We start from the raw sequence: 24,860 nt of genomic DNA, 5'->3' as shown, positions 1-24,860 counted from the left end.
GTCGAGCCACGCGATCGTTTCAGGTGTTGTTCTTGGCCAGGCTGCTTGGCCCAAGGCGTGTGCAAAGTCGATGTGAGGGCTGCGGCGGTTCGTTGACCAGGCATGACGCAAGGCGAGGGCGCGACCTTTGGCCTTCTCCAAGACCCTCTCGTTCAAACTGGCACCGCGAGTCACAGTCAACTCGATCTGCCCCGCCCGCATCGATACGCCCTTGCGGCGGCGAATGGCGGCGACGATGCTCGAGCGACGACGCGCCGATGCGTCGACGCACCGCAAAACTTCACGGCCTTGGGACTAGCCGGGCAGCGGCCCCGATCAACTCGACTTCGGCCCCCGGCGGCCCGACGAGCTGCAGCGCCATCGGGATCCCGTCGCTGCTGGGCACGGGAACTGAGATCGCCGGCAGACCCAGCACACTCCACGGGCTCGTAAGTGCCAGAAGCGCCGTTCGCACGTCAACCGGCGCGCCGCGCACCTCGCCTACACGCTGGTCGATGAGCGGCGGGAGAAGGGGCACTGTCGGCAAAGCGAGCAGATCGAAGCGTCGGAGCAGAGCGAGCGCTCGCTCGCGCACGCGATCGCGTACCGAGAGGGCGACGTCGTATTCGGTCGCGGTCACGGTACCGCCGGCATGGAGGCGGTCGTGCACTTCTGGGTCGTACAACTCGGGCGCGCGACTTAGCCGCTCCGCGTGCTCGGCAAAGGCCTCGCGTCCCTGGATGACACGGTAGGCGGACCGAAGCTCGTCTGCCTCGGGCACGACGACCTCCTCGGCAACAAGGACGTCAGCGAATTCGCGTGCCGCATGTGCGATCTCGGGCGCGGTCGGATGCACGGAGTCGGGCGGGATCCAGCCGACGAGCGGCCGTCGTGTGGGCGTTCGCGCCTCACCGGTCAGCGCGGTCCAGAGCGCGCTCACGTCCTCGGGGAATCTAGCGAGCAGGCCGATGGTGTCGAGGGACGGAGCCAGTGGCAGGACACCGTCGGTGCTGAGAGCGCCGTGAGTCGGCCTTAGCCCGAAAATACCGCAAAACGCCGCCGGGATCCGCGCTGAGCCGCCGGTATCCGTGCCGAGCGCCAGGGGCACGATGCCGGCCGCCACCGCGGCGGCGGAGCCGCTACTCGATCCGCCTGCCATGCGTTCCAGGGCGTGTGGATTGCGTGTGGCTCCGGTGGCGGAGCGATCGCCTGTCGGACCGTTCGCGAACTCGTGCGTCGTGGTCTTGCCGATCACCACTGCGCCCGCGGCGCGTAACCGCCGGACACACTCCGCATCGCGCTGAGCGACGTGAGCAGTCAGATGCCGGGATCCTGCGGTCGTCGGCAAACCCTGCACGTGAATCATGTCCTTCACCGCGATCGGGATGCCGTGTAGCGGACCACGGTCCACGCCGTTAGCCAGCTCTCGGGACGCGACGACCGCTGCGGCGCGAGCGCCCGATTCGTCGAGTGCAACGAAGGCATTAATCGCCGGCTGCCAACGCGTCGCTTCGCCGATCGCGGTTTCCGTGAGGTCGACTGCGGAAAGACGTCCGGACCGCAACGCGGCGGCGAGGCCAGCAACATCAGCGTCAGCGGAATACCCGGGGAGGTGCGGGCTCGGTTCGACTCCCAAGGATGATGGCACGTTAGCTCCTTCGGTGCGCGCGTACGTGGCACGCGACGCGGCGACTGTACTCAGTCGGCTGGATCCTGCGGCACCCCTCCAGGCATCTTCGAGGAGAAATACGTCAGCTGACGGATGTCTCGACTCCCGCAGCGCTTTCTACGATCGGTGAGCGACATTCTGTCGACGTTTACGACGAAGTAGGCGAGGTGAAGGTCCATGGCGAGCATCCAAAAAAATCATGACAATAGAAAGAACACAGCACAGCGGGTCCTGGGGATACTGTTCGCTCTGGTCTATGCGGTGGCCCTCGTGCCCACCGTGTACATCGGCGCCACGCAGAATCACGAACCAATCGCCGGGATCCCGGTGTCGATCTGGTACATGCTCCTGGTGTCAGCGGCAGCGATCGCCTTGACCTACGCCCTGCGGGTCGTCGAGCGCCGGCAGAAAGCGATGGACTGATGCTCATCACGTTTGGCGCACTCGCCTTGTTCTTCGCCCTCATCGTCGTGGTGCTGCACGTCGCCAAGAGTCGGCGGGACGTTTCTACCTTCAGCAACTACGCCGTCGGCGACCGCTCGTTCTCGAGCTGGTTCGTCTCGATGGCCTACACCAACTCATGGTGGCCCGGTTCGACCTTCACCGCAGTGTTCGGCCTGGCTGTCGCGAGCGGAATCATCGGACTGTACTTCCTCGTGTACTCCGTGCTCGGCGTACTGGCGATGTACTTCATCGCCCGACCGGTATGGAAGTGGGGCAAGCAGTTCGACCTGCGTACGCAGTCCGATCTGCTCGCGCTGCGTTACAACAGCCCGAAACTCAAGCTGGTCTCGAGTATCATCAGCGTGATTGCCCTGCTTCCTTGGCTTATCCTCGGCCTGATTGCGATGGGCACCGTCATCCAGTGGGCGTCGCTGGGCAACCTGTCGGCTGCCGAATCGATCCTTATTGGCATCGTCGTGCTTGTGATCCGGCAGTTCTGGACCGTGCAGATGGGCATGCGCGGCCTCATCGTCACAGACATGGTGCAGGGCATCGTCGCGTATGTCGGCGCGGCCGTCTTGTGCCTGGGCCTCCTGATCTTCTACTTCGGCGGGCTGGGCAACCTCAGCCAGCTGACCGAGACACAGCTCAGTCTGCCAGGCTTTGAAGCTCACGAGGGCGGACTGTTCTACTTCGGAATCGTTGCTGCCGGCATCATCGGCTCCCTGTGCTGGCCGATGATCTTCACCCGCATCTACACTGCCGCGAGCGTGCGTGAGGTCAAGAAGGGTTCGCTGCAGACGATGATCATCGGCTTCGTATTCTTCGTCTTGCTGATGCTCGTCGCCCTGTGCGCCGCGCCGCTTCCACTGGCGGCCGAACAGCCCGTGTTGGCCTTCTTCGCCGTAGCCCAGGACGCCGGCGGCATCGCGCTTCTCGCCTGCGCACTGGTCATCGTCTTCGCCGCTGGCATGGGATTCGTTGACGGCGTGACGCAGGCCATCGGCACGCAGTTCGCGAACGACATCGTCGGTGTGATTCGCCCGCTGAAAGACAAGCAGGAGCTCTACCTCGCGAAGGGTGCCATGGCCGGCTTTGCCGTAATCGCCGCGGTCATCGCATACCAGATCTATGACTCGCCGAACCTGGCCGGAGTTACGCAGCTCGCTTATCAGGCGATCATCCAGCTCGCCGTGCCGATTTTCGGTGGGCTCGTCTGGCGTCGAGGAAATCGCGCCGGTGCCATCTCGGGTCTGATTGTTGGAGCCGTTGTCGCACTGGCCCTGACGCTGCCCTATATGGACATCGGCGGCGCCGTGCCTTGGCTCGGCGGACTGGCGTCGGGGCTGGTCGGACTAGCCGCAAACTTGGTCGTCTTCGTGGTCGCGAGTCTGGTGTGGCCCAGCAGCAAAGCTGAGATGAATCGGGTCGACCAGCTCTTCCTTGCGGCCAAGAGCGGTTCCACCCCGCCCTCCGCTTCGGTTCGCGAGCCCGACGCCGTGCCGGACGCCGTTGTGGACGCCGTATGAGCGCCACATCCGCCCCAACCCTCCTTGCCACAACAGAAAGGCACGTCATGAGCAGAGTTGATGAAACCGTCGACGTCCCGCATCTCGGCGGATCGTCGATCGGAGTCACCTTCGGAAGGCCGTACGATCCGACGCTCCCAACGTTGGTGCTGATCAATTCCTACACCACCTCGGCAGAGCTGTACCGGCCCCAGTATGCCGACCCGGATCTCAACGCCGCGGTCAACTTGCTCGCGTTGGAGCCCTACGGGCACGGTCGCACACGGGCCACCTACCCCCACTTCACTTACTGGGATAGCGCAATCGCCAACCTTCAAGTGCTATCTGCGCTGGGCATCGGGGAAGCGTTCGTATTGGGAACTTCTCAGGGCGGATGGATTGCCACTCGCATGGCGCTGCTGGCGCCCGACGTCGTGCAGGGCCTGATCCCACTCGGCACCTCGTTCGATGTCGAAAGCCAGCGCAGCCGAGACCTGGGATGTTGGGATGCCCCCGCATTCTGCACGCCTTTCATCGACGCCTTCACCAAGCCTGTAGACGACGACTGGGTCGTGCCCGACCAGTTCGTTGACGACACCTTTGACGCCGCGCTAGGCGGGCTGTCATCGACGGAGCGCCGGTTCTGGCTCACAACCTACCGACAAAACTTCGCCGGAGACGAAGGCCGCCACCGGCTACGCCTCTGCACGATCAATCTGCGCGATCGCGACGGCCTCTACGGTCGGCTGGACGACGTCACCGCACCGGTGCTGTGGTTGCACGGCTCCGCTGATCAGGTGTACTCGGTCGCGAACGCGCAGGAGGAAATCGGATTGTTCACCCGCTCACTCGACGCCCGCCTCGAAGTGATCCCAGACGGACACCATTTCCTCAGCGCATCCAAGCCGGCCGAAGTGGACAGCGCCATCCTCGACTTCGTAAAGAGGTGGGCATGACCACGGCTTCCCGCACCGCCCGGACCTCTGCACGCCCTGTCTTGACGGACGCCGGCGCCGATCTCCGGTCGCGCGCCAACGAGACCGCGGTATCGGCCATGCTCGCCGTCGATCCGGTGCTCGTTAACGTGGCCCCCGCCCTTGAGGCATTGCCGGGAATGACTCCACGAACGATCCTTACGTCAGGCGCGCCCATGGAATGGCGGGAGTACACCGGAGGTCAGCGGAGGGCAATCCTCGGGGCCGCACTCTTTGAAGGTCTGGCTGAAACCCTCGATGAGGCGGACCGGTTGTTGCACGCTGGCGAAATTCTCGTGCGACCCTGCCATGACCACGGCTGCGTCGGCTCAGTAACTGGCGTCACCTCGGCCTCCATGCCGGTCTTGGTGGTGCAGGATGCGGCATCCGGTCGTCGCGGACATTGCGTCCTGTACGAAGGAAGCGACCGACAGCGGCTCACCTACGGAGTCTGGAATGCCACGGTGCATGACCGGCTGATGTGGATCCGTCGCGTGCTCGCGCCTCGGCTGTCCGCCGCCCTTAGGCAAACGGGTGGTGTGCGGATCAATCCGATCATCCGTCGCGCTCTCGGCATGGGAGACGACCTTCACAGCCGGAATACCGCGGCCACGGCAGTCCTGTTTCAGCAGTTGGTTGACCCCCTCCTCGGGGCCAACGGTGCCGATGCCGACACCCGAGAGGTGCTCGCATTCATCAGTCAGAACGACCTCTTCTTCCTCCACGTCGCCATGGCCACGGGAAAGTGCATCGCCGATGCCGCCACAGGCATCCCGCACAGCAGCATCGTGACGGCCATGGCTCTCAACGAGAAGCAATTTGCCCTACGAACCTCCGGCACAGGCGATAGATGGTTCCGTGCGCCTATCCCTGAGCTCCGAGCGAAGCTGTTCGAGGGACTCCGCGTGGAGGACACTGCGTTCATGGGCGGCGAAAGTCTGATCACTGAAACTGTGGGCCTTGGTGGGCTCGCAGCCGCCGCGGCCTTCTCACTGCAGGACTACAGCGGCGGGTCAGCCGAAGCGATGATGCATATCACCAATGAAATGTATCGCATCACTGCCACGGAACATCCACTATGGAAAGTCCCCTCACTGGGATTTCGAGGCGTCCCATGCGGTATCGATGCCTCGCTGGTGGCCTGGACGGGCATCACGCCCCGTATTCACATGGGTGCCGCCCTGCGCGAGGGCGGTCACGCTGGCGCCGGCCTCCTGATTGCCCCGATCGAACCTTTCCGGGAAGCAGACACCGCGCTCACCGCATGATCACCCCCCGGACAGACGACGGAACACTATTTCGCCCTCTTGGCTCGTTACCCTGCTTCTGTCTCCGGTCCTCCCTGAGGTTTCGCAGTTTTGTGGGGGCGTGCGGCCTGGCGGCGTGATCATGGCCTGGAGATGGGGGAAGCATCGGCGTTTGCTAGTAACCGCCCGTTGTCCGGGGGATTCGCCGATGCTTCCTCTGGAACCGTACCGTGGTGATCGCTGTCTGTGCTGAAGGGAGGAACCGCCGCGCATCCTGTTCGTGCTCGAACCCGATGACGAAGTCGTCAGCCCATCGCACGGTGATCACGTCCCGTGCGCACGGCGGCGTCTCCACCAGTCGGCCCACAGGTCGAGAACGTAGTGCAGGTGAACGTTGGCAAGCAGCGGTGATACCGATGCCCCCTGCGATGACCCTGCCTGGCGTCGCCGACCATTCCCCATTCTCGATGACACCCGCGGCCAACCACTTGTCGATTAACCGCAGGACCCGTGTGTCCACGATCCGGTGCCGCAGAAACCCCGCAGCCAAGCCCGATCAAGCTGGCCGAAGAAATCACGGATGTCAGCGTCCAGCACCCAATTCACCCGCTTCCTGCCGATCCCCCTCGCAAGCGCGTCCAACGCATCATGTGGGGACCGCCCGAGCCGAACCCGTACGAGAAACACCGGAATCGGCCTCGTAGACGGCACCCAGCACCTCGACGACGGCTCCGCTGGACGATCTTGTCCTCCAGCGCGGCGGTGCCCAGCGGCCGTAGTCGCCCGTCCGCCTTCTGGATGTAGGCGCGCCTGCTCGGCTTGGCCCGGTAGCGACTGCTATGCACCCGAGCGTGCAAATCCCGCAGGTTGGTCTCCAGGGCTTGCCCATACTCGGTCCACGTCGCTGCATCCACCCCGGGCGCGGCCCGTTGGCGAATCGCCCACTACGCCCGCCGGAGTCGACCTGGACATGGCAGCAGCGAGGCGAACCGTAACTCCTTGTCCCGTCGTGCCACTTCACGCACACGAGCCAGCTCACTGGACACGTCGGTTCCGGCACTGCGCCCGGCACGTGTTTCGCTGGCCGTGTTCCCCTTGGCCGGCCCCCTTTTCCCCACCTCCACAGCCACCACCATGTTCGGCGGGTTCGCAGGTAATCCCGGTAGGGGCCGCCCTCACGGGCGGCCCGCGGGCAGATCCCGGCGTGCGGAATTAGTGCACCGGGCTCCTGCCTTGGGTTCTGGCGGCGAAGCGCACGCTGGGGTTGGGATGTGCTGTGCGGGCAGGGGTAGCCACCACTTAAAGATCTTTTGGTAATAGGGCGAGTCGCTGCGGGTGATTCCCCGTGCCTGGTGGGACAATCGCGGCGTGCCAGAACCTTCACGATCAGCAGGCGGACACCGTAAATCCCGCAGCAGCAAGAAAGTAGCTGTCCGCCGCGATTTTGAGGCGTTGCGAGAGCGCCGGATGCGGGCAGCGGAGATGTTCAACCGTGGCAAGCGGCAGGTCGATGTGGTGGTGGAATTGGGGGTCTCGGCACAGACCGCCTCCCGGTGGCACCAGGCGTGACGGCCGGTGGCCGGCAGGCATTGGCCGGGGCTGGTCGCGCCGGGCGGATGCCCAAGCTGTCCGACGACCAGGTGGCCGAGGTGGCGGACGCGCTCACCCAGGGACCGCAGGCAGCCGGGTTCGGCACCGACATGTGGACGCTGGCGCGGGTCGCCGACGTGATCGAACACGTGACCGGAGTGCGGTACTCGACCACCCAGACCTGGACGATCCTGCGCGAGCGGCTGGGCTGGAGCAGACAGCGCCCGGCCCGGCGCGCGGTCGAACGCGACGATGAGGCCATCAACAGGTGGGTGAAAAATGAGTGGCCGCGCATAAAAAAGCGCCCGGCGCCGGGGAGCCGTGATCTGCTTTCAGGACGAGAGCGGGTTCTCGCTGCTGCCAGTGGTGAGGGCTACCTGGGCGCCGCGTGGCCAGACCCCGGTGCTGACCCACCGGTTCTCCTGGAAGCGGATGTCGATGGCCGGTGTGCTGGCCTATCAGCCCGACCGCAGCCAGGCCACGTTCGTGTTCCAGACCAAACACGGTGCCTACAACACCGAATCGCTGATCGAGTTCCTCACCGACCTGCGGGAGCATCTGGGCGGGCAACCGGTCACGTTGATCTGGGACGGGCTGCCCGCACATCGGTCGGCGGGCATGACGGCATGGCTGGCCACCCAGCGGCGGTGGTTGCGCGTCGAGCCGTTGCCCGGTTACGCCCATGATCTCAACCCGATGGAAATGGTGTGGGGCAACGTGAAAGCGGTCGAAGGCACGGACCGGATCCGCGGGAGAACTTCCCGCGACGGCGGGACTAGTCACTGTGGACACTCACCGAGCCCTCCAAGCCAGACACTACGCATCGACGAAGTAGCGGCCCTTCCCATCACCGCAGGTTGTGTTGTCCGCACGGCTCGATCAGTGTCGGGTCGGGGGAGGCTGCGGACCGGGGTCCGCTACCTCCGCCCGCCCTGCCGAACCGCTCGTGCAGTTTTCCCGCAAGCGGCTCTCAATGGATGTAGCCCTTCTTGCGGTAGTAGTCACGCATGCTGGGAATCAGTTGCAGAAGGTTGACCAGGCCGTATTCACCGTAAAGGCGTGTCTCTGGCAGCGTTCGCCATCCAGCGTTTCGCCCGTACTTCCTTCACCCCTATAGTGCGGGCTCGGCATCACCTGGATCGGGCCGACCGGTTCGCCATCTTCGGCTACGGCTCGGTGTTTCGCCTCAAACCCTTCAGACCCCACCTCACGATGGGCGCCCTGTCCTGCGCCGCCAGTCAGCACGACACAACAGCCATCAACCACGGCCATCACCTCCACCTCCCAGCAGCGCCCAACGAGGCATTACCCCCGCCTTCGGCTACGGACCCCGCTTGGGGCCGGTCCGGCTGGACTTTCACCAGCAAGCTCTCTGCGCCGCCCGGCGCACACTATTGCCGCCTCCGACGCCCTTCCGGCAGCCACTCACTTCCCGGCGGGGACCGGTTATAGAGCAGCAAGCTTCCGGTGACGTCTTGCACGCAGGTCACCGGGCCGGGGAGGGCCTTTCCAGTTCCCGTCGCCACTATCCGAACGTTCCGAGCCCCTTACGCCGGGGAGTTCCTCGCGTCTGCACCTTCAGGATCTTCGCCGCTTCCATGGCCTTCGCCCCGAGGATCCGGGCTCGGCTCTCCCTCTTTCCGCCTTCCTGCGGGACTTTCACGACGCGGCAGGCTTCGCGTGATGCTACGGACCGCCCGGTTGCTCCCCCTTACAGGGCTTTCGACACTGGGCTTCGCAGCCGAAGGTCACCCCTCGACAACGCCAGTCTGCTACGGGGCCTCCTGACAGTTACCCCGACCGGACTTGCACCGGCAAGCGACGACGAGCACGACCAGCGATCAGCCGTCTACATGACCAACCTCCAGTCTCTGGACGCACAGCCCAGGAAATCGAACGTCTCCGGCTTCGCAAGGCCCTGCTTCCGCCGGTGCGATGCCGCAAAGCGGCAGGATGGGGCAGCGGACTTCTTCCAGCCTGCCGTGGAGCCCGTCGCGGTCCCGCAGGTTCACCGTGCTGACGCGCAGCCGGTGGCGCCCGTCGTCGCCAGCATAGTTCGCGCGGTAGTTAGTGATCCAGAAAGGTGTGGAATCTCAATCGTCTGCTCAATCTTGGTCATGGAGTTGAGCTTAGGTACAACTTCGGCTCGGCGAATCGATCAACTAACGTATCCCAGCGGAACACTCCCGCGCACTTACACTCGACTATCGCGGGAGCAGCGTGTACTTCGTGGAAAGAAACTCGTGGATTCCCTCGAAGCCGCCCTCTCGGCCGATGCCTGATTGCTTGATGCCACCAAATGGAGCCGCAGCGTTCGACACAAGGCCCGTGTTGAGGCCCATCATTCCGGATTCAAGTTTCTCGATCATGCGGTGCCCGCGGTGGATGTTCTCGGTGAACACGTAGCTCACGAGGCCGTACTCGGTGTCGTTCGCGATTTTGACGGCCTCCTCCTCGGTGGAGAATCGGATGATTCCGAGGATCGGCCCGAAGACCTCCTCGCGCATCACCGCGGACTGCGGGCTGAGCTTGTCGAGCACAGTCGGCTGAAAGAAGTTTCCCTTGCCCTCGATCACCTTGCCGCCGATTACGATGGTCGCACCGGTATCTACTGCATCCTTGACGAAGCGAGCGGCCTTGGCGACGGCTCTTTCGTCGACGAGCGCACCGATGTCGTTGCCTTCTTCCGCGCCGCGACCGATCGTCATCGCGGCGACCTTCTCGCCAACGCGACGGGCAAACTCGTCTGCGACTGACTCATGCACCATGATGCGGTTAGCCGCTGTGCACGCCTGACCAATGTTACGGAACTTCGCCAGCAGAACACCCTCGACCGCGCGATCAAGATCAGCGTCCTCGAACACGATGAACGGCGCGTTGCCACCGAGTTCCATCGAGGTACGCAGCAGGTTCGGTGCCGCCGCCTCGAGCAGCAACCTGCCGACCGGGGTGGAACCGGTGAAGCTCAGCTTACGCAGACGTGAATCCGACAGCAGCCGTTGCGATTGTGCGCTGGGATGTGAGGTCGGTACCACGTTCACGACCCCGGCGGGCAGGCCCGCTTCCGCAAGCAGCTGCGCAAAGAAGATCGTGGTCAGCGGAGTGAGTTCAGCTGGTTTGATTACCACGGTGCAGCCCGCGGCAAGCGCCGGGGAAATCTTGCGGGTCGCCATGGCGAGCGGGAAGTTCCACGGGGTGATGAAGTAGCACGGTCCCACCGGAATATGGGAGACGAGCATGGTGCCGCTGCCTTCGGGGTTCTCTCGATAGTCGCCGCGCACACGAACGGCTTCCTCGGAGAACCAGCGGAGGAATTCACCGCCGTAGTTGACCTCGCCGCGCGCCTCGGCGATCGGTTTCCCCATCTCGATGCTCATGAGGAGCGCGAAGTCTTCCTTGTGCGACATCAACAGATCGAACGCACGACGAAGGATGTTCGAGCGCTCACGAGCTGAGGTGGCGGCCCAGCTGTCCTGCGCGGCCACCGCGGCGTCGAGCGCACGTACGGCGTCGGCGACGGTAGCGTCGGCGACCGATGTGATGACCTCCCCGGTCGCGGGATCCAGTACGTCGAACCTCTCCCCCGACTCTGCAGGCTCCCAGGATCCAGCGATGCAGAGACCGTCCTGAATGCGGTCGATCAGCTCCTGCTCATGAGGTTTTAGTGCCATGGTTCTCGTATCCTTTCTGGTCGGGATCAGGCGTTGCCCTTGAGTGCGTTGGCGACAATATGCAAGCCCTCGCGTTGTAGCTCGTTCGAAATCGAGAGCGGCAGCAGGAAACAAATCACGTTTCCTGCACCTGCTCGGTCACGGCCTTGATGACGGCGGGCGCAGCGTTGCCGACGCCAGTCACGGCTGTGCCGGAACCGAAGTCAATAAGTGACTTTCCGTCAGCGTCGACCACGACTTCCCGTTCGCGGCGACAATCGTAATAGGCCGAACGACTCCCACACCGGAGGCAACGGCGGCGTTTTTACGCGCTATGAGGTCCTGCGAGTGGGGCCAGGAACGCTGGTGACGAGCTTGCGTTCTCGCGGTCCGGGCCGCCGAAAACTGTGGTCGCTGACATGGGTTTTCTTTCTAGCGTACCGATTTCACAAGTGCAGGCGCCTTCCCCGCTGGGATAGGCCGGGGCCGACACTCGGCCTCTCGATTGGAGCTGGCATCTGCGTTCGCACGTTTGACGCCAGGAGCACTAGATCCACCGGGGAGGCTCCGGTGCCGCGGAGATTTCGCGGCCCGCGGAATCAACTTCCACAACCCCGTGACGACGTCGGCCAACCGCCCACATCACTAGATCTGGCATGTTGCCAACAACGTTTGTTACGCTGAAGTCATTACCCTGGACTCCAAGAGGTTGTACATCAACTCCGGAGTCGTTGACTCGCGCGTGCAAGACAATGCCGTCCCGACTGGCCCAAGTATTGAGGACATCCTGTAGAATTCGACGTAATGCCGATTCAGGGATATCGTTGGGGCGCGCGCCATTATTGAGATCGAGCGCATGTAACCAAAGCTCACGTGATCTCATCCACACGGTCTCCGATACTGGAATCGTGAGGCCCTGTGCGTTTTTTACCTGATACTCCCAGCGGTCCTCCGCGAGGTCCCGCCACACCTTATCAAGTTGGCCGGCTTCGTCTCCAGATAATTGACGGAGTTCTGGTTCGGAGAGAGTTGCCCCACGGTCAATTTCACTATTACGTGCCTCAGCCGACTCGTACATCGGGTACTCGATGCCGGTCTCCGCCCACGTGACGAGACGGCCGAGCGCGCGAGCGTTATAGCCAACATGTGCGATCACGTGCGCGCGAGTCCATCCAGGAAGGAGTGAGGGCTGCTGCAGCTCGTCGGTACCGAGTTCGCGAAGCTTTTGGTCGAAGAACGCTTGGCCCTGACGCGCATCCGCGAGATCGGTGATGATTTCCGGATCTTGAACCAGCCCCGCCGCTCGATCCGTGTTGATCAATGGCTGTGAAACGTCATTTCGTTCATTCATTGTGAGCTCCTCCGATTTGAGGTGCGAGCACCATGTCAGGGTGTAGGCCGGCGCCGATCGCCCCGCACGGATGCGCAAGGACACGGCAAGGTCCAAAAGGTGGGTGTAAGTTCCTTGCGTCATGACGCATCCAAGGCTGCGGCGGACTTGGCGCGATCCCGCGCGTCGTAGACAGCTCGTCGCCGAGCACGGTCGCCACGATGTCGAGTTCGGCGATGCTCTCTGCGGTCAGTGGCGACGCCGAAAACACGGTGAAGTCGGCTAGCTTTCCACGTCCGAGGGTGCCCTTGTCGCTGATCTGTCCCGTGGCGCGCGCCGCCCACTCTGTGTGCGTGCCCAGTGCCCCTTCAGGCGTGATCGCCTCAGCGGGGGCGAGCGTCGAGCCGGCGCCGGTCCGTCTGTCCACGGCTGATTGCATGCCCTGGCGCAGATTTTCGACGACCGGCAGCCCTGAGGAACCCGCCAGTAGAATGCCAGCGTCAAAGCTTCCTGGATCGCATCTTGACCGGCTGGGGCAACATTGGCTCGCCCTTCGGGTCGGTATCACCGCAGCTGAGACTGGCCTGGGTGGGTTTCGCCAAGCCGCCATCATCGCAAAAGACTTGGCGCGGCTGCTGAAACCCGAGGAGGACGGTGCCATGACCTGGGCGCGTGGCTGGGCAAGGCTTGCCTGACCAACTCTGCGAACGGCAGGAAGTCCGATCCTCTCCGACGTGCACACCGCGTTAGACACCTGCGCAAAGCCGAGCGTGTTCGGCTGGACCAGCCGCCCCCGCCGTTTCGCGGAACTCACGGGGGTCGATCCGACCGTTGCTGAGCAAGCGCCTCGTGCTCGGCTGGGCCTAAACCCCACTGACGAAACATCGCCAGGTACCGAAGCAGCCTGGTTCCGTCCTGCGCTACGGAACGGAACCAGGCCCGGGTTGCGCAGTCATCAGTTGGCGACTATGCAAGTCGTTTCCACGTACTCCTCAACGCCCTACTCACACGCCGACTTCTTGCCAGTCGTAGACCTTGGAGATGATCCGCCACTCGCCCTCGTGCAGGATGAAGGTGAGGTCATCGGTGAACAGCTTGGGCAAGTACGCCGCCTGAACTCGAGCGTGCACAGCCGTCGGACTGGACAGCGTCAGCGACAAGATCCGATCGTGTCGGGCATCGCCGCGACTCTCCGAGGACGGCCGCCCCGCAAGGATTTTGACGTAGTCGGCGACACTGAGCTCGACAAACTTGTTGCCAGTGGCGGAAAAAAGCCGTCCCTGCGGATGGAAGACACTCTCCATCTTGGGGCCGTCGCCAAAATGCAGCGCATCGAAGTACTGGGCCAACACATTTTCCACTGCCCGCAATTCCTCAGACATCATGCTCCTTCACTGTGAATGGACCTGCCGCGAATGTGGCCAGATGGCCGCGTCCACACACCGCACGTTAGCTATGCCCGCATCTCCGCCGCCATACGTCAATCAACGGACTTTGCACGGCAATGATCTGGATCACGGCACGACAAACGGCTCCGGGTGCAGGAATCGCTTCACGACATTGCGCACCAGCTGCGAGATGTTGTTGTCGTAATCGGCGTGCGACAGGCTCCCGGAGAAGGCGATCGAACTGGCGGAAAACACCGCTCCCCCGCTAGGTGTTTCGAAGAAGGTCATATCGGCGCGGACGAGGTCGGAGGTCGTGCCGGTATAAGTTGGGGCATTGACCAGGATCTCGTCGTTGGTCACCATATAAACATCGGAGTGCCCGGCTGAACTCGCCACGACCAGCGCATGCGCGGGTGTACCGAGCAAGGGATCGACACGGTCCAGCTCCAAGCCCGCAGCGCCGCCGCCGATCAGACCGAAATCTCCGAGGACCTCGTCGTCAATGCCCTCGAACATGAACGCCACACGCGGATCGCAACTCTCCGGCCGCCGGTAATAGGGTGACGAGACGTCAAAGCCCTGAGCAGTAAACCCCGTCCCTAGTAACTGCTGTGGAGTCTTGCCGGAGTTACGCCACAGTCCGCTGTACTCGCCAGTGAACGCCGTGTAGTACTCCCCCGGCTGCGCTGCCCAGGCTCGCACGCCGTTCTCGGCCTTCCGCACTTCCATGACGCCAGGAAGGCTCGCGCTGAACGCGACCCGCCAGTAGAAACCGTTGCCGCCCATATAGATCAGCCGGCCCGAGGCATTTAGATACTCTTCGAAGCTCTGCCGCATCCGTGTCGAAATGTATTCCGGATGAGTGCCGGTCATGACCACGGGGTACGGGGCCAACGCGGCCAGGCCGTCCCGGTGAATGTCCTCGTCGGTGATGACGTCGTAGTCGATGGCGTTCGCCTCGAGCCAGTCCACGATATGGGTGTCGGCATTGAACTGCCACAGTGAGGATTGGTTTCCCCCAAGCCAGGATGCGTACTTCGGGCGCATGTTCAGGATCGGTCGCAGGCGGGAGGAATAACAGACTCCGCTCCCGTCGGAGTGCGTGTCGTAAGTCGAGCTACCGTATTCCCGATGCTCAGCCAAAAAAAGGTCGTTGTCATCGAACAGATGCAGTTTGTCGGTGAGCAGCTGGGTCAACTGTCCATCGGTGGCCATGTGTTCATTCGCGTAGGCAAGATAACTGGCGGTCGGCGCGACGAAGAGCAATCTGGCCCCCTGTTTCGGCTTCTTGGCCCTGACCACGAAGGGGACGTAGTCCTCGACCTCTCCGTGCCAGATGTGGACCGCGTAGAAGCCGCTGCGCAGGTTTGCTGGCAGCTCGACGGTGAAGTCCACGTCCCAAGCCGCGTCGTAGAGATCGTCGTCGTGGAAATGAATGGCGCCGTACTCGTGCGGCCGATGCCGCCAGGACATCTCCTCACCGGACCAGTTCGCACCGGTGACGCCCCGCACCGGGAGCTGGATCAGTTCGCCGTGGAGCTGGTTGGGCGAAACGTCGAGGATTGTCGTGCCCGGAATGTCGACCGAGAAATCCCAGATGGCCAGCGCGGTCGAACGTGCGGCCGACGAGGGCGTGACCTCTGCCAACTCCTGCATCTCAACGAAGTTCAGCGCGCGAGCAGCCAGCCGGGGGCGCTCAAGCTTCCCATTGAAGTGAGCATTACCTACTGTGTTTCCGCGTACCGTGCCGGCGTAGTCGGCGGCGAACATCAGCGGCACTTCGCTGCCGGTATCCATCGCAGCAGGTCGGTCCGCAGTCACGGTCACCGAACTCGTGTGTTGCTCCGGCAGGGCCGGCGAGACAGCCAACTGGTGCAGGGACAGTTCGCGAGTCTCCGCGTCGTAGGAGGCCCCGACCAAGTACCACTGGCGGGCAAGTAAGGGGACACCGGTTGAGACGATGATCGGCGCACCATCAGTCGAGCCGACAGTGAACGCTAAAGCACCCGCTTCGTCTATACCCAGCCGATATCCTCGCCTTGTTCCACTGTGGAAGCGGCCGATGATCGTCTGATCGCCCTTGTCGGGCGTCGTCGGCCAGATAAAGGCCTGAACCGAAAAGGAGTCCGGCAGCTCCACTATGGAGTTTGCGGCGACTACCCCGAAAGAACCGGCATGGATGGTCTGATTACGCGCTACACCGCTAATCGACGCAATCGAGCTGATCCGCTCGGTCTTGAAGCCGGGCCCGTCCGGATTGACGTCGCCGTTGATGATCCTGACGATCTCGGCCGTGTAAGCCTCAACTCCCTCGCAGCTGAGCATCACATTGATCGATTCTCCGGGCAGCACGCTGATCTGGTCGGCGTAGCCGGCAATGTGCTGATCCATGATGCCGCTCCTCACTGTCCCTCGCGATCGAGTTCTTCGCCGAAGAACTGGCTCCACCGGCGGCAGAAGACCTCCCACTCGGCCTCGGCTCTGCTGTGAAAGTGCTGATCGGGCAGGACGGTGATGCCCTTGTCACGACGGCCCGAGAGCTGAGCCAGCAGCAGGGTTCCGTTCTGCTTGCCGCGAACGAGGGCGTACTTGCCCTCAAGTGGCGAGCCTCGGAACAGGTAGAGCAGTCGTTGTAGTGCCGGTGAGTGGCGTCCCAGGGGATCAGTTCGGAACTCCTCTGCAAGCGTCCGCGGCGGTGGTTGAATCATTTTTGCTCCTCGAGTACATGTATTGCGGGTGAAGCTCCGCCTGACTGACTTCGGTTTCGCCCGTCGGTAGCTTGCTCCAGAATGGGCAGATCAGGGCTTCAACGGTCAGTTGGCGCAAGGGACGCAACTGCCTGTTCGATCGGAGTGTCGCCAGCCCCTAGCTCGAGCACCCGATGGACGACATCGTTTCGGTTAGCAAGTCCGACCAGCACGGTCGCGACGTCGTCCCGGGAGACCGGACCCCGGGGTACGGCATCGGCCAGGGTGACGTGTCCGGTGCCTGGTTCCTCGGTGAGTTGGCCTGGGCGGAGGATCAGCCAGGGTTGCTGCCGCGCCCGCAAGTCCTCTTCCGCAGCGAGTTTGGCGCGAAGATAGTCCGCGAAGGGCAGCGAGATCTCTTCCGGTTCAGCTCCATCGCGCACCAGATCCACGCGCATGGCCGAGACGAGGAGCAGTTGGTCAACCTTGGCGGCGGCGCTGGCGTCGGCCACCAGACTCACGCCGCGTCGATCCACTGCGTCCTTACGCTCCCAACTGCTTCCGCCGCCAGCGCCGGCAGTGAAGATCACGGTCCGTGCCCCGGCAACGATCTCGGTGAACTCCGCGACCGTTGCGGACTCGAGATCAGCTACGACCGGCTCCACCCCGATCCGCGCGAGATCAGCTGCCTGGTCAGCCTGCCGGATCACGCCGCGCACCCAGTCTCCCCGTGCAGCCAGCAGGGCACCCACGCGCAAGCCAATGCCGCCATGGGCGCCGACGATCACGGTCAACGCACGTCGTCCAGGGACCGCGTCACCATGGAGACCGGGATCAGTCACGTTCGACATCGGTGTCACTCCTTTTCATTCATTTCGCCTCAAGCCAACCGAGATCAGTTCCATGACCGATGAGTCGGCGAGGGTGCCGGGTCGCCAATCTCGCTCCCTTCGGCGAAATCGCGCAGTAGACGGCGTATGAGCTTGCCGGAACAGGTCTTGGGTAGTTCGAGTACGATCATGATGGGATGTGGGGTGGCGATCGGGCCGATCTGTTTGCGGACGCGCTGACGTAACTCCTGGACAAAATTCTGGCCGCCGTCGCCTGACTCGTCGTCGCGCAGGATCACGAATGCACACCGGCGCGGCACGGACTCGGCGCTGAAGCCTGCGGTCGACTATTTAGGCACTGAAGACCAGCACGGTGGAGAAGGTTTCGTCGTCCGGGGCACCGGGCAGGACGTTGCCTGCAACGACGGCGTGGACGTGTGGTGGCGCCAAATAGTCGACGGCGCGTCGGCCGAACACACGCCGGAGCCGTTCGACGCACAGCACCCGTTGTACGTGATGTACACCTCCGGCTCGACCGGCAAGCCGAAGGAAATCCTGCACACCACTGGCGGTTACTCGACCGGGTCGGCGTTCACGCACTGGGCGGTCTTCGACCTAAAGCCGCCTGCAGGTCGGTGTAGGTCAGATCGCGGGTGTCGCCCTCCGGCTCACCCACCCGGTGGAACGCGATCTTATTCCCGCGTCCAGACTCGACGTTCCGGTCCACGCAGTTGCACGCCGCGTTCAGCGTCGCGCCCATGAACCCCTTCACGAACTGCGGGTTACTCACGCCCAGCACCCTGTCCCACTTCTGCGCCCAGGACAGCCGCTCGGCCTGCTCGGCCCCAGAACTCCTCCCGATGCTTGGTGACATGTTCGTAGGCGTCCGCGGTCAGGTTCGCGCTTGCCGCCAGCTCAGCCGGCGGCTCGAAGCGACGGCCCCCGTGCAACAGGCTCGACAGACTCTGCTCCGGTAGTGCAGTTCGTGCGCTCAAGTCGGATCCCTTCCCTGGACTCTGAACATGTCCAGACGTGCAGGCGATGGCAGTGGAGGCCGCAGCAGGATCGATCGCAGCGACGGCCTCCACCTTTCAGGCGGCTACGGGGCACCGGGAGCGCTGCCCGCCGACGTCACGGCGGAAGGCGTCGCTTCCACCACGACGCGACCGGATCGCGCGTGTTCGAATAGCTCATTGACACGCGTCCGCTCGGCTTGCGAGGTCGGCACCAGGTAGCTGCACAGGACGTATAGGACCAGGTTCGCGGCGAGGCCCACGAGGCCAGAGCCGACGCCCGCCAGCCAAGGAATCGCGCCCGCCTCGCTGAAGTACGTAATGCTGAGACCGATGGCGACCGCCGTCCCCACCATCATCCCGGCGATCGCAGCCACACTGTTTCCGCGTCGCCAGAAAAGACCTGCGAAAAGCGGGACCGCGATCTGGATAATCGCCTGGTAAGAGAGCTGGGCGAGGTCGATGAGGTGGGACCAAGAGTAGGTCTGGTAGGCCACAATCGCGGCGAGGAGGACGTAAACCGCCATCGCGGACTTCGCGATCACAATCTCCTGCTTGTCGCGGAGTGGGCGCATGATGCCGATGATGTCGTTGGCCATCTGGGTACCGAGGGACTGAACGACTCCATCTACGAAACCCATCGCAGCGGCAAATACGATCAGCACGGCGGCAGCGAGGAGCCAGGTGCCGCCCGCATCCTCCGCGATGGAGAACCAGGCCGCTTCCGGGTTGCCGGCCGCGATGGCGAGTGGGATCGCCGCCATCGCGACGAGAGTCATCAGCCCGTAGAAGAGCAGGGTGATCACCATCGTCTGGATGACGCCCTTCTTGACCTGTCGGACACTTCCGGCCGTGTAGATGCGGGTCATGATGTTGGGCCAGCACAGGCTGCCGATGATCCCCGCAGCGACGATGCCGAAGTAGAACCAGCCGCCAACGGTCGAGTCGAAGTCCGGCAGGGTTAACTTCGCTGCCGGCAACTCACCCACACCACTGAGGCCGTGGAAGTAGAACATGATCAGCCCGAGGCTGAGCAGGGCCGAGCCGACGTAAGCGACGATGCCTTGGACCATGTCGGAGATAATCAAGCCGCGCATGCCCATCTGGATCGTCCAGAACTGACGAATCGCGATCAGGCCGACGCCCACCACGATGCAGGTCGTCAGGGGGATCCTCCCGAACGATGCCCACGAAATGACCGCGCCCATCGCCTGCAGGCCAAGGACCAGCCACGGAAAAAGTGCGAGTGAACTGATAATGCTGGAAAGCGGCTTGATGGCCCGCTTGTTGTAGCGGAGGACGAGCAGGTCGGACTGGGTACGCAGATCGAACTTCTTACCCCACTTCCACACCGGCCGCGCCATAAAGTACATCGCCATGACGCCTAGAACTGTGTAGACGAGTGCGTACAGTCCGAGGACGCCGGAGGTGACCCCTAATCCGAAGAACACGGTGAACGTTGCGCCGGGCCACCACGAGTTCGTGTAGGCCATGGCGACGAACCAGCTGCTGAACGACCGCTCGCCGACCGCGTAGTGGCTAAATGTGGAAAGGTCCTGCCGCTTCTTGGAGACATGCAGTACAACGATGATCACCGCAAAGAACGCTGCAAGAACCATGAATGTGATAACCATCAGTCCAGCTCCCCACGTGCGGATTCGTAGACGTACAGCACGGCACAAAGGCCAAGGGCGAAGAGACAGACGAAGAACAGGTACCACACCGAGATCGGCAGTCCGAGGACAACATCGTGAAGTTTTGTCATACCGATGTAGACCGGCGGGAGAAGCGCCAGGAGATACGCGGCGGCGAAGAGAACACCGAACACGCGTCGAGCACCAGAGCTTGACGCGTCGACATTAACACGCCTGGTTTCTGACATTCTCTACTCCTTAGGCTCGGGTTAACCTGGCGGATGTAGTGACCCTATTCACCGGCCACCTCAGGGGCATCCGTCAACCGACGTATCAGAAGGAGGTTGGAGCGACGGCCACACAGACACAGCGCGGCCCTGGCCTCGACGGGTCGACATCCCTTGGCGAGCAGGTCACCGGCGTGAAGGTCAGAGTCCGCTGCCGAGCGCTTCCTCGATGAGCAGCAGGTCCGCACTGACCGCGATCGCCGCGAGCTGCGCCCGCGACTGGCATCCGAGCTTGCTCAGGATATGCTCGACGTGCGTCGACACCGTTCTCGGACTGATGTAGAGTTGCGCCGCAATATTCGGGTTCGAGTAGCCCTCGGCTATCAGGTGGAGGATCTGCGCCTCACGCTGGCTCAGACCGAACGGCCAACGAATCTGCCGTTCAACGACGAGACTCAGCTGACCGCGACAGGGAATGGTCTCAACCCGGTGACAGCCGCCCTCCGCGTCTGCCCAGAGATACCGTCTACGACCAAGCAAGTTCGCATGCCGCGCGAGCAGCATCCTCAGGCGGCTTCCGTCCGAAAGCACGGGACCGGCTGACCGGCCCGGCATGTCGGCAACCTTCCCGTCTCTCGAGACGAGAACGGCGTGCGCATCGGGCCCCAGCCGGTCGACTCCCCTATGCGCGGTGCGAAGCAGGTCACAGGCGGTGGCAAGCAGCGGGCGGAACCTCTCGATGGTATTGCGCGCCTCATCACTGGCGGCCTTGGCGTTCGCCCAGCTGACGTGCAAGGCACCTGTGTATCGGCCATCGGGAAGGCGCAGGCACATGGTGGCGCCTTCCTTGAAGCCTGCGGGGATCAGTACTTCCTCCGCGGAGTAGGTACTCGCGAATGCGACGTGCCAGTCGCGAGCCAGGTCAGACCACCGCAGCGCGCGGGAAACGCGCGTGTGCAGTAGCTGAAACCCGGGGTTCTGCGCTACGAAAGCATCGTTCATGTGGTCCTGGACCTCGGGCGAGTAGCCCTCGCTCGCGAGCGTGACATGACGGTGAGTTCCCGACCCGGCATCCCATGCAGACAAGGCGTACCCATCCCACGGAATCAACTCGCGCAGCACATGCATCGCCGTCAGTGCACGCACTCGCACGTCGTCGTGGTCGACGGCACGTTCCGAGTCTCCTTCAGCCATCGCCGGCAGAATGGCTTCAATCTGCATGGTGCCCCTAGGAACAGCGTCAACACGTCGGGGAACAACTGATGTTCCGAGACCTAACCGTACGTGATCGATTCTGGGCTTCTCAGGCCAATTATCCCATCCAGCTCACGACCTGGGTAGGTCTCGCGTTTTGGAATCATGCCAGGCGCCTTCACACGTCGACTGAGCCTTGAGAGCAGTCACGGAGCGGGTACGCATAATTACGAGAACCTCGGCGCACCTCCAGTCCTGGGCGCGCCCGCGAGTTGCTCCGTGCAGGTCAACAGCCATCGGCGTATGACGGGCTTACCGTCCGGCGTGATCGCGTCTCCTGCTGGTCCGCTTTGTCAACTCACTGCCGCCCACGTCTTCGCTGCCCTGCAACGCTCGCCGATGACCGACCGCGAGAAAGACCGGAAATCTCACCCTCCGTCACCAACTCGCCACCATGCACCATGATCGGTACCCGGGAAACCTGAAGCAGACCAACGTGAGTCGGGTAGCCTGGAGGAACTTCCCCTCCCGGTCGGGTAGGACCGCCGCATTGCTGCGGCGGTCCCGCTGAGAACCATGCATGTGACTCGTCGCCGCACACGGCTCAAGCAAGCCGCGAGGGCAAGCTGGTGGGCTGACGTCGACCACGGCCCGGACGAACAGCTTGCCCTCCGGGTCGGCAGCCCGTTGCCGCCACGGGGGTTACGCCGGTTTCGTTTCGGGGTTGCTTGTCCCGGTCGGCTGGGGCCGGGACGGGGATGTCCCTACGGGATCGACGGGTTCACCCGGCTGCCTTACTTGGAGACGAAGCAGCCTCGTGCCCGCACATGCTCCCCGGCCCTGCACTCGGTCAACCCAGGTGGCCTACGATCCTCTCGCTGCGGCGTCCCCAGCTAACGCAACGGCGTTGACCTGAAGTTTCTTGCGTTCATCGGCGAGGCGGCGGTCGATGGTGGCCGCCGAGATCCCAGCCAACTGGTCAGCCACCGCGTCGGTGATGGTCAGCTCACCGCAGGCCCGTAGCCGGTCGACGATCTCCGGCAGGAACGGTGCCATGCGCTTACCCGCCGGACCGCCCATCACCGCCCAGCAGAACGTCAACGCCGCGATCACCTCCGGCCCGTACACCGGTTGGCATGATTTCCGTTGCCGAACAACGTGTTTCGGGCGCAATGCCGCCGCAACGCCTTGCGGGTCACGGTGACACGCGGTCAACGCGCACAACTCGTCCGAGATCGCGGCCTTGCCGGTCTTGGATGCTGACCGGTAGCGCGTGGCGCTCTGCCTGATCACCGCCTGACGCTGACCCATCGTCAATCCCATCAGCGCGATGAGCCACCCCTACCACCGCAGATCGGCGACACGCCGGTACGCGGGCATCCGTCCGCGAAGCACCGACTCCACGCGGGCCTTTTTATGAGCCAACGCGTGACATTGACTTGACCACGCCCTTCAGTATTATGGAATTTTGAACTTGATTTTCTGGTGGTTTTGATGGTCAGTGTGTCGGGCGGTCTGCCGGGGGAACTGACGAGCTTTGTGGGCCGACGGCAGGCTGTGGCGGATGTTAAGCGATTGATGTCGGCGTCGCGATTGGTGACGTTGACTGGTGTTGGCGGCGTGGGTAAGTCGCGGCTCGCGTTGCGGGTAGCTCGGGATGTTCGGCGGGCTTTCCCGCAAGGCGTGTGGCTGATCGAGTTGGCGAAGCTGCAGGACCCATCGTTGTTGTGTCACGCTCTATTTGAGGCATTGGAGTTGCGTAACCAGTCGACGCGCGCGTTGGACGCGGTGCTGATCGAGTACTTGGCGGATAAGCGTCTGCTTCTCGTTTTGGATAACTGCGAGCATCTGCTCGATGCCTGCAGCGAGCTCGTCAGCAGGCTGCTGCCCGCTGCCCCCGGCGTGCGATTTTTGGTCACCAGCCGGCAGTCACTGGGTGTGGCGGGCGAGCACGTGTGGCCGGTGCCGTCCTTGTCGGTACCCGATGTGACCAGCACGAAAAACAATGGCGAATTGACTGTCAACATCCCACGGCAGGGCCCACAGTACGAGTCGCTGGCATTGTTTGAGGAACGTGCTACCGCGGTGCTGCCCGGTTTCCAGCTGAGTGGGGATAACGAGGTTGCCGTGACGCGGCTGTGCCAGCGGTTGGATGGTTTGCCATTGGCTATCGAGTTGGCGGCCGTGCAGATGCAGGTGTTGTCGGTAGAGGAAATTCTGGCCCGATTGGAGGACCGGTACCGACTACTGACGGGCGGCAATCGAGGCGCTTTGCCTCGCCACCAGACGTTGCGGGCAGCAGTGGAGTGGAGTTTCGATCTATGCTCGGAGCAGGAGCGGGTCTTGTGGGCGCGGTTGTCGGTGTTCGCCGGGGGATTCGATCTGCAGGCCGCGGAAAGCGTCTGCGCGGATGAGGGGATGAACGCGCAGGACGTGTTCACCGGAGTGGCGGGGCTGGTGCAAAAGTCGGTTCTTACTCGCTACGAGGGAATAGGCTCTCGGGCACGGTATCGGATGTTGGAGACGATTCGACAGTTCGGACGTGAGCGGCTTGCCGACAGCGGCAAGGAACTGGAAGTGCGCCGCCAACACCGGGATCATTATTTTCGTTTCGCGGAGCAGCTTTACGCCGGTTGCTTCGGCCCCGATCAGAAGAAGTGGGCCCAACGTCTCAGACTCGATAGAGCTAACCTTTGGAGGGCACTCGACTTTTGCCTGACTGAACCGGGCGAATCTCGCGCCGCGATACGCATGGCAGTGGCGCTGTGGTATTATTGGGTCGCGTGCGGTTGCCTGCGTGACGGACGTTACTGGCTGGGACGAGCACTCGCGAAACATGCGCAGCCCGACCGGGACCGCGCCTGGGCGCTCTGCATTGATGGCTATATTGCGGGCCTGCAAGGGGACATCACACAGAGCATCGTGCTTCTCGACGAGAGTTGTGCACTAGCGCGCCAGAGCGGCGACGAACGGGTGTTGGCGCATGCGAAGCAGTTCTTGGGCATGACCTACCTGTTCAAAGGTGATCTCGCGAGTGCGACGATGATGTGGGACCGGTCACTCGCCGAGCATCGGGCGTTGAACGAACTGAACTGCCTTACCGGTATTGCGTACCCTCACCGATCATTGGCCGCCGCCTGCCGAGGAGATCTCGACAGTGCTACCGATATCTTCCGCGAGTGCCAGAAATTCTGCGCAGCCCATGGCGAGCAATGGGTAATGTCCTGGGCTCTGTGGGCGATTTCCTTTGCTCGGTTGATCGACGGCGACCTCAGCGAAGCACGCGCACGCATACGGGAGGCGCTTGGGATCATGCACAATCTCGATGATCTGTTGGGCCAGCCGTCTTGTCTCGACGTGGCGGCCGTGATCAGCGGTGCTGAAGGCGACGTCACACAGGCTGCGCGGCTGCTTGGAGCAAGCGACGCGATGTGGCGGCCGATCGGTAACCCTCGGTTCGGCTTCTACGCCTTTAATGAGCTATACGCGGAAGCTG

Annotated in this window: 19 protein-coding genes and 4 pseudogenes; 8 read left to right on the top strand and 15 right to left on the bottom strand. The window is 63.1% G+C overall.

The features are described from left to right. Positions 1-280: 280 nt before the first annotated feature. The gene (locus ACWDKQ_RS13710) at positions 281-1,543 is read right to left on the bottom strand and encodes an amidase (RefSeq protein ID WP_450139082.1); all 1,263 of its coding nucleotides are present in this window, start codon (positions 1,541-1,543) and stop codon (positions 281-283) included. 282 nt (positions 1,544-1,825) lie between these two features. Here ACWDKQ_RS13710 and ACWDKQ_RS13705 point away from each other — a divergent pair, with 282 nt between their 5' ends. From ACWDKQ_RS13705 to ACWDKQ_RS13680, 6 genes and pseudogenes are all read left to right on the top strand, one after another. Beyond that, a complete protein-coding gene (locus tag ACWDKQ_RS13705; protein WP_450139081.1) occupies positions 1,826-2,071 on the top strand; it encodes a hypothetical protein in 246 nt (81 codons plus the stop codon). Continuing rightward, positions 2,071-3,621, top strand: a complete 1,551-nt coding sequence (locus ACWDKQ_RS13700) for a sodium:solute symporter family protein (protein WP_450139080.1) — start codon at positions 2,071-2,073, stop codon at positions 3,619-3,621. Before ACWDKQ_RS13705 ends, ACWDKQ_RS13700 begins: the two co-directional genes overlap by 1 nt. Continuing rightward, positions 3,618-4,556 (top strand): alpha/beta fold hydrolase, encoded by a 939-nt coding sequence (locus ACWDKQ_RS13695; protein WP_450139079.1) that lies wholly within the window; start codon positions 3,618-3,620, stop codon positions 4,554-4,556. Before ACWDKQ_RS13700 ends, ACWDKQ_RS13695 begins: the two co-directional genes overlap by 4 nt. Beyond that, positions 4,553-5,842, top strand: coding sequence for a DUF1116 domain-containing protein (locus ACWDKQ_RS13690; RefSeq protein ID WP_450139078.1), 1,290 nt, complete (start codon positions 4,553-4,555; stop codon positions 5,840-5,842). Before ACWDKQ_RS13695 ends, ACWDKQ_RS13690 begins: the two co-directional genes overlap by 4 nt. A gap of 1,595 nt (positions 5,843-7,437) precedes the next feature. Next, positions 7,438-7,680: pseudogene (locus ACWDKQ_RS13685) on the top strand (winged helix-turn-helix domain-containing protein); the annotation flags it as partial. Between the two features lie 52 nt (positions 7,681-7,732). Further along, positions 7,733-8,446, top strand: a complete 714-nt coding sequence (locus tag ACWDKQ_RS13680) for an IS630 family transposase (protein WP_450139077.1) — start codon at positions 7,733-7,735, stop codon at positions 8,444-8,446. Between the two features lie 1,169 nt (positions 8,447-9,615). Here ACWDKQ_RS13680 and ACWDKQ_RS13675 read toward each other — a convergent pair. From ACWDKQ_RS13675 to ACWDKQ_RS13635, 9 genes and pseudogenes are all read right to left on the bottom strand, one after another. Then, complete coding sequence (locus ACWDKQ_RS13675) at positions 9,616-11,082, bottom strand: NAD-dependent succinate-semialdehyde dehydrogenase (protein WP_450139076.1); 1,467 nt, start codon at positions 11,080-11,082, stop codon at positions 9,616-9,618. A 115-nt stretch (positions 11,083-11,197) separates the two neighbouring features. Beyond that, a complete protein-coding gene (locus ACWDKQ_RS13670; RefSeq protein WP_450139075.1) occupies positions 11,198-11,317 on the bottom strand; it encodes a hypothetical protein in 120 nt (39 codons plus the stop codon). A gap of 291 nt (positions 11,318-11,608) precedes the next feature. Further along, a complete protein-coding gene (locus ACWDKQ_RS13665) occupies positions 11,609-12,535 on the bottom strand; it encodes a maleylpyruvate isomerase family mycothiol-dependent enzyme (protein WP_450139074.1) in 927 nt (308 codons plus the stop codon). A gap of 70 nt (positions 12,536-12,605) precedes the next feature. Beyond that, positions 12,606-12,830, bottom strand: a pseudogene (locus ACWDKQ_RS13660) (amidohydrolase family protein); the annotation flags it as partial. 565 nt (positions 12,831-13,395) lie between these two features. Beyond that, on the bottom strand, positions 13,396-13,773 hold the full coding sequence (locus ACWDKQ_RS13655) for a nuclear transport factor 2 family protein (RefSeq protein WP_450139073.1): 378 nt from the start codon (positions 13,771-13,773) through the stop codon (positions 13,396-13,398). A gap of 132 nt (positions 13,774-13,905) precedes the next feature. Then, positions 13,906-16,170, bottom strand: a complete 2,265-nt coding sequence (locus tag ACWDKQ_RS13650) for a N,N-dimethylformamidase beta subunit family domain-containing protein (protein ID WP_450139072.1) — start codon at positions 16,168-16,170, stop codon at positions 13,906-13,908. 11 nt (positions 16,171-16,181) lie between these two features. Then, the gene (locus ACWDKQ_RS13645; RefSeq protein ID WP_450139071.1) at positions 16,182-16,487 is read right to left on the bottom strand and encodes a hypothetical protein; all 306 of its coding nucleotides are present in this window, start codon (positions 16,485-16,487) and stop codon (positions 16,182-16,184) included. A 98-nt stretch (positions 16,488-16,585) separates the two neighbouring features. After that, on the bottom strand, positions 16,586-17,254 hold the full coding sequence (locus tag ACWDKQ_RS13640; protein WP_450139111.1) for an SDR family oxidoreductase: 669 nt from the start codon (positions 17,252-17,254) through the stop codon (positions 16,586-16,588). A gap of 78 nt (positions 17,255-17,332) precedes the next feature. Then, a pseudogene (locus ACWDKQ_RS13635) lies at positions 17,333-17,601 on the bottom strand (AMP-binding enzyme); the annotation flags it as partial. 124 nt (positions 17,602-17,725) lie between these two features. Here ACWDKQ_RS13635 and ACWDKQ_RS13630 point away from each other — a divergent pair. After that, positions 17,726-17,869, top strand: a pseudogene (locus ACWDKQ_RS13630) (AMP-binding protein); the annotation flags it as partial. A gap of 19 nt (positions 17,870-17,888) precedes the next feature. Here ACWDKQ_RS13630 and ACWDKQ_RS13625 read toward each other — a convergent pair. The 5 genes from ACWDKQ_RS13625 to ACWDKQ_RS13605 form a co-directional block, all read right to left on the bottom strand. After that, a complete protein-coding gene (locus ACWDKQ_RS13625) occupies positions 17,889-18,170 on the bottom strand; it encodes an acetyl-coenzyme A synthetase N-terminal domain-containing protein (RefSeq protein ID WP_450139070.1) in 282 nt (93 codons plus the stop codon). 225 nt (positions 18,171-18,395) lie between these two features. After that, a complete protein-coding gene (locus ACWDKQ_RS13620; RefSeq protein WP_450139069.1) occupies positions 18,396-19,943 on the bottom strand; it encodes a sodium:solute symporter family protein in 1,548 nt (515 codons plus the stop codon). After that, positions 19,943-20,191 (bottom strand): hypothetical protein, encoded by a 249-nt coding sequence (locus tag ACWDKQ_RS13615; RefSeq protein ID WP_450139068.1) that lies wholly within the window; start codon positions 20,189-20,191, stop codon positions 19,943-19,945. Before ACWDKQ_RS13615 ends, ACWDKQ_RS13620 begins: the two co-directional genes overlap by 1 nt. 180 nt (positions 20,192-20,371) lie before the next feature. After that, entirely contained in the window at positions 20,372-21,391 is a 1,020-nt protein-coding gene (locus ACWDKQ_RS13610) for a response regulator transcription factor (RefSeq protein WP_450139067.1), read from the bottom strand. Positions 21,392-22,228: 837 nt separating this feature from the next. Further along, the gene (locus tag ACWDKQ_RS13605) at positions 22,229-22,675 is read right to left on the bottom strand and encodes a hypothetical protein (RefSeq protein WP_450139066.1); all 447 of its coding nucleotides are present in this window, start codon (positions 22,673-22,675) and stop codon (positions 22,229-22,231) included. 183 nt (positions 22,676-22,858) lie between these two features. Between ACWDKQ_RS13605 and ACWDKQ_RS13600 the strand changes: the two genes are divergently transcribed. Continuing rightward, a partial coding sequence (locus ACWDKQ_RS13600; protein WP_450139065.1) for an ATP-binding protein occupies positions 22,859-24,860 on the top strand: 2,002 nt, incomplete at its 3' end.

It is taken from the genome of Saccharopolyspora sp. NPDC000995, assembly GCF_053599315.1.
This window is presented reverse-complemented; position numbering and strand designations above follow the sequence as displayed.

Coding starts and splice junctions, on each gene's coding strand:
- ACWDKQ_RS13665 (WP_450139074.1), bottom strand. CDS start 12,535: ATGACGCAAGGAACTTACACCCACCTTTTGGACCTTGCCGTGTCCTTG.
- ACWDKQ_RS13675 (WP_450139076.1), bottom strand. CDS start 11,082: ATGGCACTAAAACCTCATGAGCAGGAGCTGATCGACCGCATTCAGGAC.
- ACWDKQ_RS13605 (WP_450139066.1), bottom strand. CDS start 22,675: ATGGGTCAGCGTCAGGCGGTGATCAGGCAGAGCGCCACGCGCTACCGG.
- ACWDKQ_RS13690 (WP_450139078.1), top strand. CDS start 4,553: ATGACCACGGCTTCCCGCACCGCCCGGACCTCTGCACGCCCTGTCTTG.
- ACWDKQ_RS13610 (WP_450139067.1), bottom strand. CDS start 21,391: ATGCAGATTGAAGCCATTCTGCCGGCGATGGCTGAAGGAGACTCGGAA.
- ACWDKQ_RS13700 (WP_450139080.1), top strand. CDS start 2,071: ATGCTCATCACGTTTGGCGCACTCGCCTTGTTCTTCGCCCTCATCGTC.
- ACWDKQ_RS13625 (WP_450139070.1), bottom strand. CDS start 18,170: ATGTCACCAAGCATCGGGAGGAGTTCTGGGGCCGAGCAGGCCGAGCGG.
- ACWDKQ_RS13655 (WP_450139073.1), bottom strand. CDS start 13,773: ATGTCTGAGGAATTGCGGGCAGTGGAAAATGTGTTGGCCCAGTACTTC.
- ACWDKQ_RS13615 (WP_450139068.1), bottom strand. CDS start 20,191: ATGTCAGAAACCAGGCGTGTTAATGTCGACGCGTCAAGCTCTGGTGCT.
- ACWDKQ_RS13645 (WP_450139071.1), bottom strand. CDS start 16,487: ATGATTCAACCACCGCCGCGGACGCTTGCAGAGGAGTTCCGAACTGAT.
- ACWDKQ_RS13620 (WP_450139069.1), bottom strand. CDS start 19,943: ATGGTTATCACATTCATGGTTCTTGCAGCGTTCTTTGCGGTGATCATC.
- ACWDKQ_RS13695 (WP_450139079.1), top strand. CDS start 3,618: ATGAGCGCCACATCCGCCCCAACCCTCCTTGCCACAACAGAAAGGCAC.
- ACWDKQ_RS13705 (WP_450139081.1), top strand. CDS start 1,826: ATGGCGAGCATCCAAAAAAATCATGACAATAGAAAGAACACAGCACAG.
- ACWDKQ_RS13650 (WP_450139072.1), bottom strand. CDS start 16,170: ATGGATCAGCACATTGCCGGCTACGCCGACCAGATCAGCGTGCTGCCC.